The sequence below is a fragment of the Pseudomonas sp. efr-133-TYG-23 genome, assembly GCF_030209215.1.
In the GTDB taxonomy this organism is placed as follows: domain Bacteria; phylum Pseudomonadota; class Gammaproteobacteria; order Pseudomonadales; family Pseudomonadaceae; genus Aquipseudomonas; species Aquipseudomonas rhodesiae.
The window spans coordinates 62,662-81,471 of sequence record NZ_JARVSL010000010.1 but is presented as its reverse complement, the minus strand read 5'-3'; the positions used below and the strand labels follow the sequence as shown (position 1 = coordinate 81,471).

Annotated in this window: 12 protein-coding genes and 1 pseudogene; 5 read left to right on the top strand and 8 right to left on the bottom strand. The window is 60.3% G+C overall.

The window, feature by feature from the left end; all coding sequences use genetic code 11:
- Nucleotide 1: 1 nt before the first annotated feature.
- Nucleotides 2-808 carry a pyrroline-5-carboxylate reductase family protein gene (locus QRN41_RS06485; RefSeq protein WP_285421347.1) on the bottom strand — a complete coding sequence of 269 codons (807 nt, stop codon included), beginning with the start codon at nucleotides 806-808 and terminating at the stop codon, nucleotides 2-4.
- Nucleotides 809-970: 162 nt separating this feature from the next.
- Nucleotides 971-2,347: a 2-oxoadipate dioxygenase/decarboxylase HglS gene (gene hglS / locus QRN41_RS06480; protein WP_285421346.1), complete on the bottom strand. Its 1,377-nt coding sequence runs from the start codon at nucleotides 2,345-2,347 to the stop codon at nucleotides 971-973.
- A 196-nt stretch (nucleotides 2,348-2,543) separates the two neighbouring features.
- Here hglS and QRN41_RS06475 point away from each other — a divergent pair, with 196 nt between their 5' ends.
- Complete coding sequence (locus tag QRN41_RS06475; protein WP_285421345.1) at nucleotides 2,544-5,174, top strand: MGH1-like glycoside hydrolase domain-containing protein; 2,631 nt, start codon at nucleotides 2,544-2,546, stop codon at nucleotides 5,172-5,174.
- 90 nt (nucleotides 5,175-5,264) lie between these two features.
- Here the strand turns inward: QRN41_RS06475 and QRN41_RS06470 are convergent, their stop codons facing one another.
- The 4 genes from QRN41_RS06470 to QRN41_RS06455 form a co-directional block, all read right to left on the bottom strand.
- Entirely contained in the window at nucleotides 5,265-5,579 is a 315-nt protein-coding gene (locus QRN41_RS06470) for an SCP2 sterol-binding domain-containing protein (RefSeq protein ID WP_034098342.1), read from the bottom strand.
- Nucleotides 5,580-5,635: 56 nt separating this feature from the next.
- Entirely contained in the window at nucleotides 5,636-6,346 is a 711-nt protein-coding gene (locus tag QRN41_RS06465; RefSeq protein WP_034098340.1) for a histidine phosphatase family protein, read from the bottom strand.
- A gap of 147 nt (nucleotides 6,347-6,493) precedes the next feature.
- Nucleotides 6,494-11,176 carry a hemagglutinin repeat-containing protein gene (locus QRN41_RS06460; RefSeq protein ID WP_285421344.1) on the bottom strand — a complete coding sequence of 1,561 codons (4,683 nt, stop codon included), beginning with the start codon at nucleotides 11,174-11,176 and terminating at the stop codon, nucleotides 6,494-6,496.
- A 33-nt stretch (nucleotides 11,177-11,209) separates the two neighbouring features.
- A complete protein-coding gene (locus tag QRN41_RS06455; protein WP_285421343.1) occupies nucleotides 11,210-12,907 on the bottom strand; it encodes a ShlB/FhaC/HecB family hemolysin secretion/activation protein in 1,698 nt (565 codons plus the stop codon).
- A gap of 212 nt (nucleotides 12,908-13,119) precedes the next feature.
- Between QRN41_RS06455 and sohB the strand changes: the two genes are divergently transcribed.
- Nucleotides 13,120-14,145 (top strand): protease SohB, encoded by a 1,026-nt coding sequence (gene sohB, locus QRN41_RS06450; RefSeq protein ID WP_034138408.1) that lies wholly within the window; start codon nucleotides 13,120-13,122, stop codon nucleotides 14,143-14,145.
- A gap of 584 nt (nucleotides 14,146-14,729) precedes the next feature.
- Nucleotides 14,730-16,298, top strand: coding sequence for a TerC family protein (locus QRN41_RS06445; protein WP_285421342.1), 1,569 nt, complete (start codon nucleotides 14,730-14,732; stop codon nucleotides 16,296-16,298).
- Between the two features lie 52 nt (nucleotides 16,299-16,350).
- Here QRN41_RS06445 and QRN41_RS06440 read toward each other — a convergent pair.
- Together QRN41_RS06440 and QRN41_RS06435 are read right to left on the bottom strand one after the other, a co-directional pair.
- Nucleotides 16,351-16,608: pseudogene (locus QRN41_RS06440) on the bottom strand (thioredoxin family protein); the annotation flags it as partial.
- Between the two features lie 74 nt (nucleotides 16,609-16,682).
- A complete protein-coding gene (locus QRN41_RS06435) occupies nucleotides 16,683-16,931 on the bottom strand; it encodes a hypothetical protein (RefSeq protein WP_094066721.1) in 249 nt (82 codons plus the stop codon).
- A gap of 305 nt (nucleotides 16,932-17,236) precedes the next feature.
- Between QRN41_RS06435 and QRN41_RS06430 the strand changes: the two genes are divergently transcribed.
- The gene (locus tag QRN41_RS06430; protein WP_285421341.1) at nucleotides 17,237-18,085 is read left to right on the top strand and encodes a transporter substrate-binding protein; all 849 of its coding nucleotides are present in this window, start codon (nucleotides 17,237-17,239) and stop codon (nucleotides 18,083-18,085) included.
- A 52-nt stretch (nucleotides 18,086-18,137) separates the two neighbouring features.
- A complete protein-coding gene (locus tag QRN41_RS06425; protein ID WP_285421340.1) occupies nucleotides 18,138-18,800 on the top strand; it encodes an amino acid ABC transporter permease in 663 nt (220 codons plus the stop codon).
- The last annotated feature ends 10 nt before the right edge of the window (nucleotides 18,801-18,810 follow it).

Sequence of the window (18,810 nt, the reverse complement as noted above, 5' to 3'; positions counted from 1 at the left end):
TTTACGTGCTCCTTCCCAGGGTCGCTGATCGCGCGCAAGCAGTCTTCAATCCATCGATAATAGTTTTTTTAATCTGGTTTTTTTCGAAGATGTTAACTGCTTGTTGTGTAGTTCCCCCAGGTGTCATCACTCTTTCGCAGAGCTTAATTGGATCGTCCTGAGCTAGTTTTAGTAGTCTGGAGGTGCCGCTCATTAATTGAGCTGTAATTAGCAGAGCGCTTGCTTTTTCGAAACCGCTACTAATTGCGTACTCGTAAAGGGCTGCTGCAAAAAATGAAAGGTATGCCGGCCCGCCCCCGACTAAAGCAGTGGCGCTATGCATCAGCTTTTCGTTTTGAATGAAAAGTAGTAAGCCAAGCCCCGAAAGAAGATTTTTGACTTTTTTACTATTGCTCTGGGTTACAGAAGCTGCTGCCAATACAATCGTGACGCCTTCATTCTCGGCACAAGCAAGATTTGGCATTGCACGAAATACCTGTGAGCAATTCAATCGGTCTGTAAGTTCGGATATACACGTCCCGGCCATCACTGAAATTATGATGCCTTTGTATTTTTTTATATGAGGGTTTATTTCCAAGAAATTTGAAAAGTCTTGAGGTGTCGTTGCTAGGAATAAAACCTCCGACGCAATGGGGTTTGGCAATATTTCTATCGCAGTGATGCCGCCATTGATGATTGACGCTCGGCGAACGGCATCGGGTTCAATTGCTAATATCGAGCTTTCTGGGTTGGCGCGTCGCAATCCAAGTGCGATGGCGCTGCCCATATGACCGGCTCCTACGACTATAATTTTCTTCAACGCTTCCATGATTTTTTCTATCCGAAACGATGAGTGCTGTGTTTTGAGCTTCGTCCCGTACAGAAAATTTATCAAATTGTGAGGGTCCTAAAATCATGTAGTCCCTTTCTCATGGCCAAGCGCGATAGCAAAAATTTAGAGTTCGAAGAGTTCCAGAGGCGAGCAACTAAATCAGCCCAGCAACACCCGCATACACTCATCCACCGACCGCTGTTGTGTCTCCCCATACAACTTCAATTCATCGATCGTCGGGCTGCCGAGGGCTTTTTCGAATTCAGCCTGGTTTGAGTTGGTTGTGTAGTGGCTTTGCGCAGCGTCCCCCAGGTTTGATTGGAATATCCCCGCCGCGCTGACCGGTAGAAAGTCCTCGTACACCAGCGGTTCCACATCGATATGGCCTGCGTCGATCAGCTCCGGCAGGGTGCGGGGTTGTGCGGGGTTGCCGCGTACCGCCAGGCCTTGCGCAGTGGCGAAGTAGCGGAAGTAGGCCAGGCCCTGTTCGCGTAGTTGCGCGTAGGTGTCGGGGAAGGCCTGGAAATGGTGCGCCATCAGTTGACCATAGCGCGCGGCGTTCGCCTCGTTGGGGAACGCCCCCAGTTCATCGCGGGCGGCGTTCAGCAGTCGGTCATACAGCGCGCGGCCCTTGGGCGTGAGTGCGACGCCGCGTTGCTCGATTTCGCCGAAACGTGCGCTGTGGCTGCCTTGGGCGTCGGTGAACGCGATGGGTTCGTCGAGGGCTTTGAAGCTGGTCTGGCGCAGCAGGATCGGACACTGGCGGGGTGGCGGGCCTTCGATGACGGCCTTGGGTGTGATGCCTTTGCCGGGCATGGCCACTTGCACCTGGTCGATGTCCAGCGTGCGCGGAGTGAGGTGGTTGATATGCGGGCCTTTGAAGGCCACCACGTCGGCGATCAGGCGGTGTTGGTCGCTGAGTTGCTGGTACTGCGCGGCGGTGACGGTCGCGGTGTGGTGCCAGCGGAAGGTTTCCAGGGCCTGTCGGATAAATTCATCGGCATCCTCGACGTTTAGGCCACCGTCTCGCTCCGCTTGTTCGATCAGTGCCAGGGCGCCCGGGGTGAAGATCGAGCGCTTGGCCAAGGCGTTTTCGGCGAAGGCGCGCAGGTCGGGATTTTCGATCAGTTCCAGGCGCAGCAGCGAGGTAAATACGCGGAACGGGCTGGTTTGCAGCGCGCTTTCATGCACCGCACGAAATGCCGTGGAGTGCACCGGCACCCCCGCCGGCGTCAGGTCGTAATAACCCACCGGCTGCATGCCCATAACCGCGAACAAACGGCGGATGGTTGCCAGCTCGGCAGCCGTGCCCAGGCGAATCGCGCCATGGCGCTCCATATCCAGGCGTTGGATCTCGCCGGTGCGCTGCAGGTGCTGTGCCAGCCGCGGATCAGCCTCCAGCGTCTGCGCGTTGACCTGCGCCACCAGCTCCATCAGCGCGCCATACAGCGGGACTTCAGCGCGGTACATCTCGGACATGGCCTTGGAAAAACCCTTGCGGATCTCGTCGGGGCTGACATGGGCGCTGGCTGGCATAGAAAAATTCCTGATGACAATGAAAGAGGGCGTGGCCGTTGCCCGGATTTTGTTGAGCCCCGAGGCGGCTTGCAAACGAAGAATCCTCTGGACTTCATTCTGCAAACGAATGAGTCAAGGTAAAACCGAGTTCATGTGCATTGATACGGGGATGGGTTCTACACTGGCCGCCAACCAGTGCCTGATGGAGGGTTGGATGACCGCATCTATTCTGCAAACGATCGAGGGCCGGCGCCTGGTGGGTGAGGGCGCCGATGCCTGGCGCGTGTGGGGCCCGTATTTAAGTGAGCGCCAGTGGGGCACGGTACGAGAGGACTACAGTGCCGACGGCGATGCCTGGCGTTTCTTTCCCCATGATCACGCACGTAGCCGCGCTTATCGCTGGGGCGAAGATGGTCTGGCCGGGTTCAGCGACAAGGCGCAGCATTGGTGCCTGGGCCTGGCGCTATGGAACGAGCGCGACCCGATCATCAAGGAGCGTCTTTTCGGCCTGAACAACGCTGAAGGCAACCACGGGGAGGACGTCAAGGAGCTGTACTTTTTCGTCGATGGCGTGCCGAGTCATGCCTACATGCGCATGCTCTACAAGTACCCGCATGCAGCGTTCCCCTATGATGATTTGGTCGCCGAGAGCGCCCGACGAGGCTTGGGCGATGCCGAGTATGAAATCCTCGATACCGGGGTGTTCGAGGACAACCGTTATTGCGATGTCAGCGTCGAATACGCCAAGCACCAGCCAGACGATATTTTCATGCGCGTCATCGTGCATAACCGCTCGCCGCAGCCGACGCGCCTGCAGGTGCTGCCACAGTTGTGGGCGCGCAATGACTGGAGCTGGACCTTCGATGCACCCAAGCCACGGTTGAGCCTGGACGGCGAGCAGGTGTTGGCGCGTCATCCTGCATTGCCGGATCGCTGGCTCAGCGCCTGGGGCCAGGACGGGCTGGAGTGGCTGTTCTGTGAAAACGAGAGCAACACCACTCGCCTCGACGGGCAGCCAGCATCGGGGCCGTTCAAGGATGGCATCAACGATTACGTGGTGAACGCGGCGCATTCGGCGATTCGTCGCGAGGCCGGCACCAAGGTCGCCGCGCGTTTCATCCTCGATCTGCCAGGCCTGGCGAGCCAGACCCTGTACCTGCGCTTCGCCCCCGTGGAAGCGCCCCAGGTCCACGCCCGCAAACTGTTCGAACAGCGCCGCCGGGAAGCGGATGACTTTTACGCGGCATTGCAACACGGCATCAGCGACGCAGACGCGCGCAATGTGCAGCGCCAGGCCCTGGCAGGGTTGCTTTGGTCCAAACAGCTGTACTACTTCGACGTCAACCAATGGCTCGACGGCGATCCCACCCAACCTGCACCGCCACCCGAGCGCTTGCACCTGCGCAATAGCCATTGGCGGCACCTGTCCAATTTCGACATCCTGACCATGCCCGACACTTGGGAATACCCCTGGTATGCCTCCTGGGACCAAGGGTTCCAGGCCGTTGCCATGGCGTTGATTGATCCGGGGTATGCCAAGCACCAGTTGTTACTGCTGGTCAAAGATCGCTTTATGCATCCCAACGGCCAATTGCCGGCGTACGAATGGCGTTTCGACGATGCTAACCCTCCGGTCCATGGGTGGGCCAGTTGGCGCGTGTATCAGCAGGACAAGGCGCTGACCGGTATCGGTGATTTGGACTTTCTTGAACGGATTTTCCACAAGCTGCTGTTGAATTTTTCCTGGTGGGTCAACCGCAAGGACGCTGAGGGGCGCAATCTGTTCCAGGGCGGCTTCCTGGGCCTGGATAACATCGCCCTGTTCGATCGCTCGGCGGCGATGCCGCCAGGCTATCAGCTCGATCAGGCCGACGGCACGGCGTGGGTGGCGGCCTATGCGCTGGATTTGATGCGTATCGCTCTGGAGTTGGCCAAGCGCAATGCCGTGTATGTGGATATTGCAGTGAAATTTTTCGAGCATTTCTTGTATATCGCCGGTGCCATCAACCGGGTCGACGATAGCGAGGAAGGCCTATGGGATGAGCAGGACCTGTTCTTCTACGATGTGCTGCGTCGCCCCGACGGCCAGAACGAACCGGTACGCCTGCGCTCCATCGTCGGCCTGATGCCGCTGTTTGCGGTGCTGGTGCTGGAGCAACGCGAGCATGAAGGTTTGCCTGGGCTACGCGAGCGCCTGCTGGGGTTTATGCACCACCGGCCCGATTTGGCCGCACTGGTATCGCGCTGGAACGAGCCGGGACAGGGCAATCGCCTGTTGCTGGCGCTGCTGCGTGGCGAACGCACCAAGGATCTGCTGCGGCGCATGCTGGCTGACGACGAGTTTCTCTCAACGTTTGGCGTGCGCTCATTATCCAAGGCGTTCGCGGACCAACCCCTGGCACTGAAGATAAATGGCGATACGTTGTGCGCGCGTTACCAGCCAGGTGAGTCCGACTCGCGGCTGTACGGCGGTAATTCCAATTGGCGCGGGCCGTTGTGGATGCCCATCAACTACATGCTGATCGAGTCGCTGCGCGAATTCGAGCGTTATTATGCCGATCACTTTTCGGTGGAGTACCCGGCGGGCAGCGGTTATCTGGCGTCACTGGGAGAAGTGGCCGACGGCCTCAGCCAGCGGTTGACTCGCTTGTTTCTATTGGATGAAAACGGGTCACGCCCGTCGATGGCGGGGTATGCGCAGTTGGAGGCTGATCCCCTCAGCCGTGAGCTGGTGTTGTTTCACGAATATTTCCATGGCGAAACCGGCCGCGGCCTGGGCGCGTCACACCAAACCGGGTGGAGTGCATTGGTGGCGTTGTTATTAAGTGTTGCGCCGAAGGCTTGAGGGGAATAAGGCCGATATCCGGTTAGTCGGAGGCCGCCAGGTTGAACGAAAAATCCCGCCGGGTGGCGGGATTCTTTGAGCATCGACTTATCAGGCCGGAAACAGTTCGCTCAGCTTCATCGCCAGCATCATGTCGCCTTCGGTGCGCAGCTTGCCGCCCATGAACGCCTGCATGCCGTCGGTGGTGCCGTCGACGATGCCTTCCAGCGTGTCGCTGTCCATCACCAGGGTGACTTGGGCGTCTGGGTTCTCGCCTTCTTTGAGTTCGCAGGTCTTGTCTTTGACCACCAGGGAGAAGTTCTTGGTGTCGTCGATGCGGAAACCGAACACCAGGTCCAAGCCTTCGGCAGCGCTTGGGTTGAATTTGGCTTTCATTGCTTCTACAGCTTTGGCTACGTCAGTCATGGTTTCGATCCTTAAGGGTGGAGTCCAGTGACCTTGGGGTCACGGTTGGCCGCGGTTCATCGGAAGGTGATGAGCTGCGGCGCCTTCAACAGTTGCAAGTGGGTATGGCTGTTGAAGGAAGCCAGGGCCACCTCGCGACCGCGGAATTTCAGCTGGTTGAGCGAGGTGTTCACAATCTGCCAGTTCAGCTCGAAGGCTTGGGCGGCAGGGATGCGGGTAATCAGGTGGAGCAGGGCGGTGATGGTGCCGCCGGAGGTGAACACGGCGATTTTGTGGGTGTTTTCGGCTGCTTCCAGCAGACGCTGCAGGCCGCCTTGGACGCGCTCGACAAACCCCAGCCAGCTTTCCAGCCCTGGTGGGTCGTAGGTGCCGGCCAGCCAGCGTTCGATGATCAGGGCGAAGATGCGTTGGAACTCGCCGCGGTTTTGTGCGGCATTGCGCAGGATGTCCAAAGCATCGGGCTCGCTGTCGAGCAGGTCGGGGAGCAGGGCGCGGATGATGGCGTCGGCATCGAATTCGTTGAAGGCGCTGTCGGTTTCCAGGGTGGGAGTCGGCAGGCCGAGGGTGCGGTATTGATCGAACGCAGCAGTGGCGGTGTGCTGCTGGCGGCGCAGGTCGCCGGCTATGCAGCGGTCGAACACCAGGCCCATGTCCGCCAGGTGGCGACCGAGCACTTGCGCTTGTTCCACGCCGATGGGGGACAGCACGTCATAGTCGTCTGCACCGAAGGAGGCCTGGCCATGTCGAATCAAATAGATGCTGCCCACGTCCGTTCACCCGGTACGTTGAAAGTCTGGCGAGGTTATGAGGATGCCGGGGAGCTGTCAATGGAAAAACATACGCTTGTTTTAAAAGCGTGTTGGAGCAACTGAGCAAGGCCCCTGTGCACAGGGGCCTGGATGTTTTTAACGCGCTTATTGATCGACTCCGCTGACCAGGTGTTGGCCTTGGTCGTGGCCGCCGGTACGCAACAGGCCCAGGTTGAAATGCTCATCGCGCTGGCTTTGCGGGTCACGGGGGTTGTTGAACGCTGCGTAGAGCGCTGTGCCCAGTTGCTGGGGCGAGGTCGAGGCGTTGAGCGAGAAATCCGTGCGGGTGTCGCGGCCTTGAATGTCGCGGCCAGTGATCTTCGCCTCGCCCAGTGCCACGCGGCCATGGCTGGAGGCGATGCGCGCGCCGGTCAGGTCGACTGCGCCGCCCACATGCAGCGTTATCCCGTCGCCGCCGTTGATGCCGGACGCCTCGGCGACCGTGTTATTGCTGAACCAGCTGAAGTCCCCCAGCAGTGTGGGGGTAGTGTCGCGGTAGGCCGGATTTTGAAACAGCAGGTTCTTCAACGTGGACGACCCCGTGGCCGCGCCAGTACCGGCCTGGGTCGCGGGCGAGCCACCGACCTTGCTGATCAGCTTGTCCTTGAGCGTGCGCGCCTTGTCGGCCGTTTTTTCGTAAAGGTTCTTTCCAGCGGTCTTGAGCTTGCCCGACCACGGCCCGCCGGCCACGCTGAGCTTATCGATCGCGCCCGCCGGGTTCTTTTCCGTGGTCAATTGCGCGTCGACCTGCACCTTCAAGCCCTCCACCTGATCCTGACGGCTCTGCACCACCAAGTCGCCGTCGATTGTGCCGCTGACTTCGCGCGCCGTGACGGTAGCCCCCAGCAACTGCGTGTCGCCGCGGCTGTCGAGTTGAATGCGATCAGCCCGCAGGCGGGTATTGTCGTGGGTCTGACTGCTGAGTTGGTCCACACCACCCTTGGCGCGCGTGAACAGGCCGGAACCGTTATTGGCCGGGTCCGTACTGCGGGTGCCGCTCACACCCAGGCCGCCGGCGATAGTGCGGTTGTTGCGGTGCTCATTGGAGACCGCAGACTCCAGCACTAAGTCGCCGCCGGTGGCCGCCAGCTCAAACGCCTGGGCCTGGCCCTGCACTCCTTGCAGGCGCACATGATCGGCCTGGATACGCACGGTGCCCGCGCTATTGAGCGTGCCACCGCACTGCAACACGCTGTGTTCGTCGATGTCAGCCAGGCTGAACTGGGCACCGGCGCTGCCGCTCTTGCTGCTGGATGTGTCAGCCTGGGTCGCTTTGGCACTGACGCGAGCCCCGCCGCCGATCCCGTCGCCATTGGCCGTGTGGGTATCGACCCCGGCCAGGAACTCAAAGCGGTTTCCGGCGGTGAGGCGAATATCGCCGCTGTTGGGCGTGCCGACTTTGGCGCCGTGCAGGGTCAGGTCCTGCCCGGCGTCGATTTCGATCACGCCGTCGGCGATCAAATCGGCACTGCGGCCTTGGGAGTCTTCGACGCTCAAGTCGGATTTATCCAACTGGAAGCCCGCGTTGGCTTTCTTGCTGGTGCCTGGGCTGCTGCCCAGTTCAACCCAGCCGAAACCGCTCAAGGTGCCTTCGCCGGAACCCTGCCAGTCGCGGGCTTGGTTGAAGATCAGCGAACCGGCGGCCTGAATCTTTAAATCACCGCGTCCCGCGTCGAAGCGGCTGCCTTCATAGCGGCCGTCGCTGCCCAGCTGCACACTGATGCCGCGTTTGCCCTCGATGCTGCCTGGCACTGCGGTACGGGTGGTGTTACCCAGGTCGAAACTGCCGCCCACGCCCAGAACCCGCGCATTCAGGTCGCGGCCGGTGGTGGTGTACAGCCTTAACGAAACGTCGGTGTCGGTGCCGTTGTCCTGTTGCCAGCTGCTGTTCTCGGCTGCGTTGAAGGTATGGCTGTTGGCCTTGATCGACACGCCTCCCTCGGTGGCCGTGTAGCGTGTGCCGGTATCGGTCAATGCACCCTCGACCTGCACGTTGACGGTGGCGCCTTCGAAGGTGCTGACCACCGCTGTGGTGCCTCCGCTCTCGGCGCGGGTGTTCAGCACATTGACGGCCAGGTCGACGCCCAGGTTGGGTGGTTCAATCGCATCGAGCACCGAGGGTTGATAGAACTTGCTCTGATCCACCCCTTCGACCAGTTTCTGCACCGGGCGGGTGAGGTCTTTGTATTCGATGTTGCTGCCGATACTGGCGGTCCAGCCCTTGACCTGCTCGGTTTCGACGGTGCTGTTGGAGACCGCGCGGTTCTCCACGCTGCCGGCGCTGAGGGTGAGGTTTTTGTCAGCCTTGACCTGCGCGGCCTCGGTCAACAGCGTGCCCTGGCCCTTGTCGGCAACCAGATTCAGATCGCCGGCGCTGCTCAGATGGCTCGATTTGACGGTGGTGGAGGCGCTGCTTGTCATCACCTCTTCCTGGCCGACCTTGTAACCGCCGCCGGCTCGATCCATGCCGCCGGTGACAAAGTGGCCAAGGCCGAAGGTATCGGTTTCACTGACGCGAGTGGTGGTGTCGGCTTCGCTGAGCAGTTCGATGGCGTGGCCGGCGATGTTCAAATCGCCCTGGGTACTGCTCACGTCCGAGGCTTTGACCCGCACGGTATTTTCGGCAGTGATGTCCACCGTGGCGCCTTTGAGTTGGCTGTCTTCATGGGTGAGGCTGTCCTGGGTGGTGGTGTTGTGCTCCTGGCTATAGCCGACCCCGGCTTGAAATTGTTTCGAGCCCTTGATGCCGGGCGCCGCTTGTTTGGTCTCGGTGGCGGAAGAGGTGAACCCGTTGCGGGTGGTCTGCGTGACCGTAGTGTCGCGGCTCGTACCCGACAGTAGGTTGATATCACCGGCGGCGCTGAGTTTAAGCCCGGCCTTCGCCTCGACATCCGCGCCGATCACGTTCAGATCACTCGCGCTTTGCAGGCGCAGGTTGCTCTGGGACTTCACCTGGCTGCGCACCAGGTTGCTGGCGTTTTTCCGCTCGTCAGTCTGGTCCTTGAATAGGCCGAACAGTTTGCTGTCGGAGCGCGACTTTTCCGAGTGCACCAGGCTTTGGCTGCCGTCGATCGTCAGCGAGCCGCTGTTGCTGATCAATACCGCGTCCTGCTGCCCCAGCACCAGGCTGCCGGTAATCAGCACATCGTCGGAGGTGACCCGCAAGGTGCCCTGGGCACTGACGCGGCTGCCGATGGATTGGTCTTCGCTGCGGTTGTCCTTGTCGTTTTTGCCGAACACGGCGCCGGAGAGCAGGTCGCCTTCGTAGTTGTTCTGCGTGCGTTGCTGGGCGGCGCGCGTGACGCCGACATTGACCTGTTTGCCGGACTCGATCGTCAGGTCCCCCTGACTCTGAACCTGGCTGCCCAGCACCGTCAGGTTCTTGCCGCTGCGTACGCTCATCGCCGCGTTGCTTGACAGGCTGCTGGCGCGGGCGGTTTCGGTGGTGCGCGAGGTGTCGTAATCCCCACGCCATAGGCCCTTGCGGTGGTTGAGAGTTTCGCGGGTGGTCTGGGAGTCGTTCAAAGCGCTAAGGCGCAGGTCTCTGCCGGCCGTGGCGTGCAGGTTGCGACCGGCGCTGGCGCTGGAGGCCGACAATTGCAGATCGCCACCGGCCTTGAGCGTCAGATCGGTGCGTGCCTTGAGCTGGGTGCCGACGTGTTCGACGTCGATCTGGGTGGTGGTCTTGTCGTAGGTTTCGGTAGTGATGAACAACACCTTCTTTTTCCAGGACTCTTGCTGTTGGCTCTGGCTTTTGCGGGTTTTGGCCTCAAGGCGCAGATGGCGTCCGGCGCTGGCGTCGATGGCACGACCCTGCACCTCAACCGCCGACAGTGTCAGATCGTTGTGGGCGGCGAGGGCGACGTCGCCGTTGGTGCTGCTGATGCGGGTGCGCACCGGCTCAGGGTTGCCGGAGATGGACAGGTTGCCGGCCGACGTCACCTTGAGATTGCCGCGCGCTGTCAGCGGCGCGGCGATCTTGACCCCGGCGCCGTCGGCGGTGCTGATAATGTTGATGCGTCCGGCCTGCATGGCGCCCAACAGCTGCGCGTCGACCGGGCGGGCGCTTGCCCGGCCGCTGCTTTCGATGGCGGCGTCGGCGTAGCGCAGGCGATTCTGCCCGATCAAGACGTTGAGATCGTCCCGTGCGGTGAGCGTACCGTTGGTGCTGATGCGTGGAGCGATCAGGTCGAGGGCGCCGGCGCTGTTGCTAACGCCTCGCTCGCCCACATTGAGGGGATTGGCACCGTTGAAGGTGGTGAGGCGCTTGAGCTTGCCGTCCTCCAGTTCCGGGCTGCCCACTACAAAGCTGGCGCGCGGTGTATTGATAAAGCTGGCGCCGTTGACTGTGATGCCGTTGGGGTTGGCCAGCACGTAGTCGGCCGCGCGCCCGAACACTTCCTGCGGGCCGTTGATATGGGAGGCCTTGCGGCTGGTCACTTCGTTGAGGATCAAGCCGGCCGCCCGGCCGCTGAACTGCGGATTGGCGGGTAACTGCCCGGCCAGTTTCGAGCGTCCCGACGCCACCGCATTGTTCAATACCAGACCTGCGCTTTGCACGTTGTAGTCCACGAATCGATTGTGGGAAACCCCAGCCTGGTTGGGCGCGACGATGTTCAATACCGGTACATCCTTCACGGTGAAGCGCTGGGCATTGCCGCTCACCGGCACCACATCGGCGGCGAACGCCTGATGGCCATAGTGAATCGACAGCAGGCTGCAGATCACCCAACGCAGGGAATGGGAGGGTTTGAGATGAACCGATGGAAAACGGCAATGACTAGTCATGGCTTGACCTTCTTGTTGTTATTGGGGGAGGCGTTATAAGTGCAGGCTTAACTCCATCAGCCAGAAACCTCGTTCCTTGATCGGTAGCGCGGGGCCGAACAGCCCGCGCTGGTAATCCACGTCCACTTGCCAGGTGCGGTGGTTCAAGGCCAGGCCAACGCTGGCCCCGCCTACACGCTGGATATCGGCGCCTTTGAGGTACTGGCTCCAGCCCAGGTCCACCCCCACGCGCGGGCTGATCTGCAACTGGCCCAGCAGGTGTCGGCGCAGGCTCAAGGTGTTGCGCCACACCGCGCCGTTGGCGGCGGCCAGCGCAGCGAGGCGGAAGCCGCGTACCGCGTAATGGTCGGTGATCAGCAACTGTTCCAGGCTCGGCAGTGGGTCGGGGCTGTATTGCAGTGCGAGTTGGCTGTTCCACACACCGTCGGCGGTAGGGTTGTGCCGCGTGTAATCGACGTCGACGCGGTATTTATGAAATTGCGCGCGGGGCAAGTCCCGGGATTCACGCCGGCTGTCGCGGTCGGCGCCCAAGCCGTCGAGGCCCTGGGCATAGCTGACATTGGCGTTCCAGATGCCGTCCGCCAGCTTCAACAGGTTGAGACTGGCCTCGGCCACCGCCAGGCTCGGGCTCTGGATCGCCAGGTAGGTATCGGCGATGTAGCTTTGCGAGCGTTTTGTGCTCAGGCGCAGGTTGCCATTGAGCAACGTGTGCTGATCGCGCCACAGCAGGCGGTTGAGGGCGAGGCCGTATTGATGGGCCTGGCCGTTGGCGCTGACGGTCTGGCTGGGCAGGGCGATGCCATAACGGTAGTGGGCCTGGCTGGCGCTCAAGGCCAGGGTCCAGAAACCGTAGGGCAAGGTGTAGTAGATACCCTGGGAACGACTGTAGCGGTGGCTGTCGCCCAGGGAGGTACTGGCGCTGACACTGATGAAGTCATTCAGGCTCAGCGGGCTGTCGTACCCCAGATGGAGTAGCGCCGTGTGCCTTCCTGTCGCCTCGGCGCCACGGTTGTTGTAGCTCGCGCTGCTGCTCAGGCGCGGCGCAGTGGAGCGCGGGCGCAGCAACAGGTGCGAGGCCCCAGGTTGCTGGCCGGGGAGTACATCCACCGTCAGATCGACTGAGCGCAGGCGGTTCAACTGATCGAGGCCCTGTTCCAGCTCGCGCAGTTGCAGCGGCCGGCCCAGCATGTCGGGGAACGCGCCGCGCAACGACACCGGTAGGTCCGGATCCGCCAGTTCGATGCTTTCGAGGTAGCCTTCTTCGATGACGATGTCGAGGCGCTGGCCATCTTCTGGAGGCTGTTTCAGGTAGGGGCGACTGGTGATATAGCCGGCCTCGACGTACAGCGCGGTCAGTGCCGCCAACAATTGGTTGATAGGCGACGCGCCCATGCACGCGCTGAGGTGGGATTGCAGCACCGTGCGCAGGCGCGCCGGCTCGAGCAGGGTATTGCCCGTCAGGCGCAGGCCGCGTATCTGCCAGCACGGTTCGATGGCGGACGACTGCGGGAGCGGGGCGGCGGGCTCCGATTGCACGGTGGCCTCACGCTCAAGCAGGCGCAGGCGCTGCTCGCGTTCCAGTTGCTCGCGGGTTCGACGCTCGAACTCTTGCGCGCGCAGGTCGACCGGGTTGAGCTGTGCGGAGGCTGCCACGCCAGGGAGGCTGGCGCTCGATGCAATGCACAGCGCCATGAGCAGCCAGGCGCGGGTATCGAGGTGCTGGGGGCGCATCGGCGTCGCTCCTGTGTGGGTGTGTTCAACGCCGAGTTTAAAGTCGTTTTCTCCCGTATTTGCTGGGCTTCGGGTCTGAAAATGATGTGGGAATCGAACTACGCAAGTAGGACTTTGTCGCTATTTTTGTAGGATATTGGCCGGGTTAACAGTGTTAGACACGGTGGCGACAATCCCCGTAGACTGCGGCTTTCGAGCCTCATAGGTGTCTTATGGAGTTTCTTGCCGAGTACGCAAGTTTTCTAGCTAAAACCGTCACCCTGGTGGTCGCCATTCTGGTGGTGCTGATCAGCTTCGCGGCGCTGCGCAGCAAGGGGCGGCGCAAGTCCGCCGGCCAATTGCAGGTCAGCAAGCTCAACGATTTTTACAAGGAGCTGCGTGAGCGCCTGGAGTCGACCCTGCTCGACAAGGATCAGCTCAAGGCCCTGCGAAAATCCGAGGGCAAGGCCGAAAAGAAGAAGGGCAAACAGAAAGCCGAGGCCAAGCCACGGGTGTTCGTGCTGGACTTTGACGGCGACATCAAAGCCTCGGCCACAGAGAGTCTGCGGCATGAAATCACCGCATTGCTCAGCCTGGCCACGCCCAAGGATGAGGTGGTGCTGCGCCTGGAAAGCGGCGGCGGCATGGTGCACAGCTATGGCCTGGCTTCGTCGCAACTGGCGCGTATCCGCCAGGCCGGCGTGCCGTTGACCGTGTGCATCGATAAGGTGGCGGCCAGCGGCGGCTACATGATGGCGTGCATTGGCGAGAAGATCATCAGCGCGCCCTTTGCCATCCTGGGTTCCATCGGTGTGGTGGCGCAGTTGCCCAACGTCAACCGCCTGCTGAAAAAGCACGATATCGACTTCGAAGTGCTCACCGCCGGCGAGTACAAGCGCACCCTCACGGTGTTTGGCGAAAATACCGAGAAGGGCCGGGAGAAATTCCAGGAAGACCTGGACATCACCCATCAACTGTTCAAGAACTTTGTTTCGCGTTATCGCCCGCAGTTGGCCATCGACGAAGTGGCGACCGGTGAGGTGTGGTTGGGTGTGGCCGCGCTGGATAAACAGTTGGTTGATGAGTTGCAGACCAGCGATGAATACCTGGCGACCAAGGCCAAGACGGCCGAGGTATTTCACCTGCACTATGCCGAGCGCAAGAGCTTGCAGGAACGCGTTGGCCTGGCGGCCAGTGGTTCGGTGGACCGCGTGTTGTTGACGTGGTGGAGCCGGTTGACTCAGCAGCGCTTCTGGTAACACCAATGTGGGAGCGGTGGCTTGCTCCCGATAGCCGTAAGTATCTAAAGGCTGATGCAAAACGCCGTGGTGAGCAGGCTTGCCCTGCGCTGGGCTGCGAAGCAGCCCTCTCCAAAAAATAGGGTTTATATGGCACACCGAGGCGCTTGGCCCGGGGGCGGCTTTGCAGCCAAGCGCAGGGCAAGCCTGCTCACCCCAAAGGACGCATTTTTTCAGGTTTTGTTTTCATCGAAGGGCAAGTAGATGCCTATGCCCCGATAGCGGTGTATCAATCAACCTATGCGAACTTGAAGAGCGGCCATCGGGGAAAGCCCGCCTCTCACAGGGTTTACACCTCGGATACAGATTTTGTAATGATTTTGCGTTGTGGGAAATTCATGTTTCGAATGTAGGATTTAAGTCCTTTTCTCATTGCAGGACTTGCATGAATACCCTCTCGGAGCCCCCCAGTCGTCTTTCCCCAAGACGTTTATTGCTGCCGTTCCCGCTGAAACATCCCGTTTTTCGATTGCTGATCTTGTGCCGGTCCTACGACCGCGCGTTGCCGTGTCCGGCATTCTGAATTCAACCAAGAGACTTTATAAATGGAATGGTTAGCGGATCCAACGGCCTGGCTCGGCTTGTTGACTTTGATTGTGCTGGAACTGGTACTGGGTATCGACAACCTGGTGTTTATTGCGATTTTGGCGGATAAGCTGCCGCCGGAGCAGCGTGATCGAGCGCGGTTGATCGGTTTGTCCCTGGCCTTGCTGATGCGCCTGGGCCTGCTGGCGAGTATTTCCTGGCTGGTGACGCTGACCCAGCCGCTGTTCGAGGTGTTCGACAAGAGCTTCTCGGGCCGTGACTTGATCATGCTGTTCGGCGGCGTGTTCCTGCTGTTCAAGGCCACCATGGAATTGCATGAACGCCTTGAGGGGCACGTGGCGCAACGTTCGGGTACCGCGGCATACGCACTGTTCTGGCCGATTGTGGCGCAGATCGTCGTGCTCGATGCGGTGTTCTCCCTGGACGCGGTGATTACCGCCGTGGGCATGGTGGACGAACTGGCGGTGATGATGATCGCGGTGATCATTTCCATCGGGTTGATGATTGTCGCGAGCAAGCCGTTGACTCGCTTCGTCAACGCTCACCCTACGGTGATCATGCTGTGTCTGGGCTTCCTGATGATGATCGGCTTTGCCCTGACCGCCGAAGGCCTGGGCTTCCATATTCCGAAGGGCTACCTGTATGCGGCCATCGGTTTCTCGATTTTGATCGAGGTGTTCAACCAGGTTGCCCGTGCCCGTCGCAAGAAGTCGGCCCAAGGCGTGCTGCCGGTGCGTGAGCGCACTGCCCATGCGGTCATGCGCCTGTTGGGCGGACGCAGCCTGGCGGTTGAAGAGGTGGGTGAAGAGGTGGTCGATCTGCTGGGCGAGCCCGATGCAGCGCAAGGCCCGCTGTTTGACCGACGTGAGCGGGTGATGATCAGCGGCGTGCTGCAACTGGCCGAGCGACCGATCCGCAGCTTGATGACGCCGAGGGCCAAGGTCGACTTTATCGACCTGGCGGACGATCTCGAGACGATTCGCCTGAAACTGATGCATTCGTCCTACTCGCGGCTGCCGTTAATCCGCAACGGTGCCGTTGATGAGCCCTTAGGCTTCATACACAAAAAGGAATTGCTCAAGGAATACCTGGCCGGTAATGAGCCGAACCTGGAGCACTTGGCGCGCCGGGCGATCAACCTGTTGGACAGTTTTTCGATCCTCAACGCGCTGGAGCAAATGCGCCAGCAGTCGACCCATATCGCCTTTGTGATCAACGAATTCGGCGATTTTATGGGGGTGCTGAGCATGACCGACATTCTTGAGTCCATCGCTGGCGAACTGCCGGACGCCAGCGAAATTGAAGGGCCGGATATTGTCGAGGAAAGCGCAGGCTTTCGCGCCAATGGCGCGCTGAACCTCCACCAGGTTCGCCAGCGCATCGGCTTCAACGCGGTCGCTACCGATGATTACCAAACCTTGGCGGGACTGGTGATGAGCCTGCTCGATCGTCTACCCGTGGTGGGCGACTGCCTGGAGCATGAAGGGTGGCGTCTGACGGTGGTGGCGGTAGAAGAGCGGCGGGTGACGCAAGTGGTTTTGCAACCTTGCGGCGTGAGTAGTGTTTAAAGGTCCTGCGCACGACGCTGAGTTGCTGGGGCTCGGGCCCGAAGCCCTTGAGTTTCTCCATCAAGGTACCGCGCATATAGATCAGCAACGTCGGGGTGCCTGTTACATCAGGGTGCCTTGGCGTCTTCGCGCAATCCACCACGAGGCTGCGCACGCGCGGGTACTGTCGGGCAATTCGGTCAAACAGCGGCCCGGCCTTAACGCAGGCTGGGCAATGCTCAGAGACAAATAGAATGAATACCGGACGCTTGGTGTTCAATATCCGTTGATATTCCTGGGCATTGGCAATAGTTGCGGTGGCGTACCCCATGGCGTGAACCTCTTGGACAGAGCTGGTTTTCGCCAACGCTAAGCCGGGCCCGCTCCCGCGTCTACTGTCAACCTTTACAGGTCAGCCTCCCGTTCCGCGCGTTCCCGCGCCTTGCGTGCCTGGTTGGCGCACTTCCTGTATTCCTCGTTATCGCGAGAGGCCTTGGCGCGACGATAATCGTGATGGTTCTGACTGGTGTAATTGGCATCGAAAGACTCCTTGAGTCTGGCCAACTCCTCCTTGCACGCGCGACGATCCTCGCTGCCCAACGCATTCCCGGCCACCAACGCAAAAACCACCAGACCTATAATCCTTACCTTCATCACCACTCCCTCATCCTTAGCAGCCCCCACCCCCTTCCCAGCCTAGCCCCCCAGGCCCATTTTTCCACGCCCAGCAACGCCCTCAATTGAGGCGTTCTCACCCAACCTGGGGCCCCGGGTAGCACTCCAGCTGCAAATGCTGGCTCATCGCCGCATAACGCTGCAGAGCTATGTGACTGATCTGCATGGTATTTCCCTTCAGCGTATGTTTTCGCCTTCGCCTATGGCACACTTTCTGCTGTCTATTCCGTTGTTACATACTAAGTTCCGGTATAGCGGAATACACAACCTCTGGAGTGCTTGTCATGCATCACCGACCTTCCGTGTTCAAAGCGTGTGTTTTTCTCTTCGCCGCATCGGCTTCCGTCGCCAGCGTTGTGCAGGCGGCGGGCAGCAAGCTCGATGATGTGCTCAAGCGTGGGCATCTGATCGTGGGTACAGGCAGTACCAATGCGCCGTGGCACTTCCAGGGAGCGGATGGCAAGTTGCAAGGGTTCGATATTGATATCGGTCGCATCGTGGCCAAAGGTCTGTTCAATGATCCGAGCAAGGTCGAGTTCGTGGTGCAATCTTCCGACGCACGGATTCCCAACCTGCTGACCGACAAGGTCGACATGAGTTGCCAGTTCATCACCGTGACCGCCAGCCGCGCGCAACAGGTGGCGTTTACCTTGCCTTACTACCGTGAAGGTGTGGGCCTACTGCTGCCGAACAACAGCAAGTACAAGGAAATCGACGACCTGCAGGCCGCTGGCGATGGCGTTACCGTCGCCGTGCTGCAGAACGTGTACGCCGAAGAGTTGGTGCACCAGGCGCTGCCCAAGGCCAAGGTCGATCAATACGACAGCGTTGACCTGATGTACCAGGCCGTGAACTCCGGGCGCGCGGACGCCGCCGCCACCGACCAGTCCTCGGTCAAATACCTGATGGTGCAAAACCCCGGCCGCTACCGCAGCCCGGCCTACGCTTGGAGTCCGCAGACCTATGCCTGCGCGGTCAAACGCGGCGATCAGGACTGGCTGAACTTCGTCAACACGGCACTGCATGAAGCCATGACCGGTGTGGAATTCCCCACCTACAAAGCCTCCTTCAAGCAATGGTTCGGCGTGGACCTGCCGGAGCCGGCGATTGGCTTTCCTGTCGAGTTCAAGTGACGTTTGAAAACCGGGGCGCCGCCACCGGCGCCCCTCTCAGGTAGCGTTGACCATGAATTATCAGTTGAACTTTGCCGCCGTCTGGCGCGATTTCGACACCTTGCTGGCGGGGCTCGGGTTGGGTATGCAACTGGCATTGCTGTCGATCGCCATCGGCTGCGTGATCGGCCTGCTGATGGCGTTTGCCATGCTGTCCAGGCACCGCGCCTTGCGCATCCTGGCGTCGGTGTACGTGACGGTGGTGCGTAACACACCGATTCTGGTGTTGATCCTGTTGATCTACTTTGCCTTGCCCAGCCTGGGCATTCGTCTGGATAAAATCCCTTCGTTCATCATCACCTTGTCGCTTTACGCCGGGGCGTATCTGACCGAAGTGTTCCGTGCCGGGCTGTTGAATATTCCCAAGGGCTTGCGCGAAGCCGGCCTGGCCATCGGCCTGGGCGAGTGGCGCATCCGCGCCTATATCACCGTGCCCGTGATGCTGCGCAACGTGCTGCCGGCGCTGTCGAACAATTTTATCTCGCTGTTCAAGGACACCTCCCTGGCCGCCGCGATCGCCGTACCGGAACTGACCTATTACGCCCGCAAGATCAACGTCGAAAGCTACCGGGTGATTGAAACCTGGCTGGTCACGACCGCGCTCTACGTGGCCGCCTGTTACCTCATTGCCCTGTTGCTCCGTTACCTGGAACAACGTCTGGCGATCCGTCGTTAAGGAGGGTTCC

Bases quoted from the DNA above. Each gene is read 5' to 3' on its own strand.
- QRN41_RS06485 (WP_285421347.1), bottom strand. From the start codon at position 808: ATGGAAGCGTTGAAGAAAATTATAGTCGTAGGAGCCGGTCATATGGGC.
- hglS (WP_285421346.1), bottom strand. From the start codon at position 2,347: ATGCCAGCCAGCGCCCATGTCAGCCCCGACGAGATCCGCAAGGGTTTT.
- QRN41_RS06475 (WP_285421345.1), top strand. From the start codon at position 2,544: ATGACCGCATCTATTCTGCAAACGATCGAGGGCCGGCGCCTGGTGGGT.
- QRN41_RS06470 (WP_034098342.1), bottom strand. From the start codon at position 5,579: ATGACTGACGTAGCCAAAGCTGTAGAAGCAATGAAAGCCAAATTCAAC.
- QRN41_RS06460 (WP_285421344.1), bottom strand. From the start codon at position 11,176: ATGACTAGTCATTGCCGTTTTCCATCGGTTCATCTCAAACCCTCCCAT.
- QRN41_RS06455 (WP_285421343.1), bottom strand. From the start codon at position 12,907: ATGCGCCCCCAGCACCTCGATACCCGCGCCTGGCTGCTCATGGCGCTG.
- sohB (WP_034138408.1), top strand. From the start codon at position 13,120: ATGGAGTTTCTTGCCGAGTACGCAAGTTTTCTAGCTAAAACCGTCACC.
- QRN41_RS06445 (WP_285421342.1), top strand. From the start codon at position 14,730: ATGGAATGGTTAGCGGATCCAACGGCCTGGCTCGGCTTGTTGACTTTG.
- QRN41_RS06435 (WP_094066721.1), bottom strand. From the start codon at position 16,931: ATGAAGGTAAGGATTATAGGTCTGGTGGTTTTTGCGTTGGTGGCCGGG.
- QRN41_RS06430 (WP_285421341.1), top strand. From the start codon at position 17,237: ATGCATCACCGACCTTCCGTGTTCAAAGCGTGTGTTTTTCTCTTCGCC.
- QRN41_RS06425 (WP_285421340.1), top strand. From the start codon at position 18,138: ATGAATTATCAGTTGAACTTTGCCGCCGTCTGGCGCGATTTCGACACC.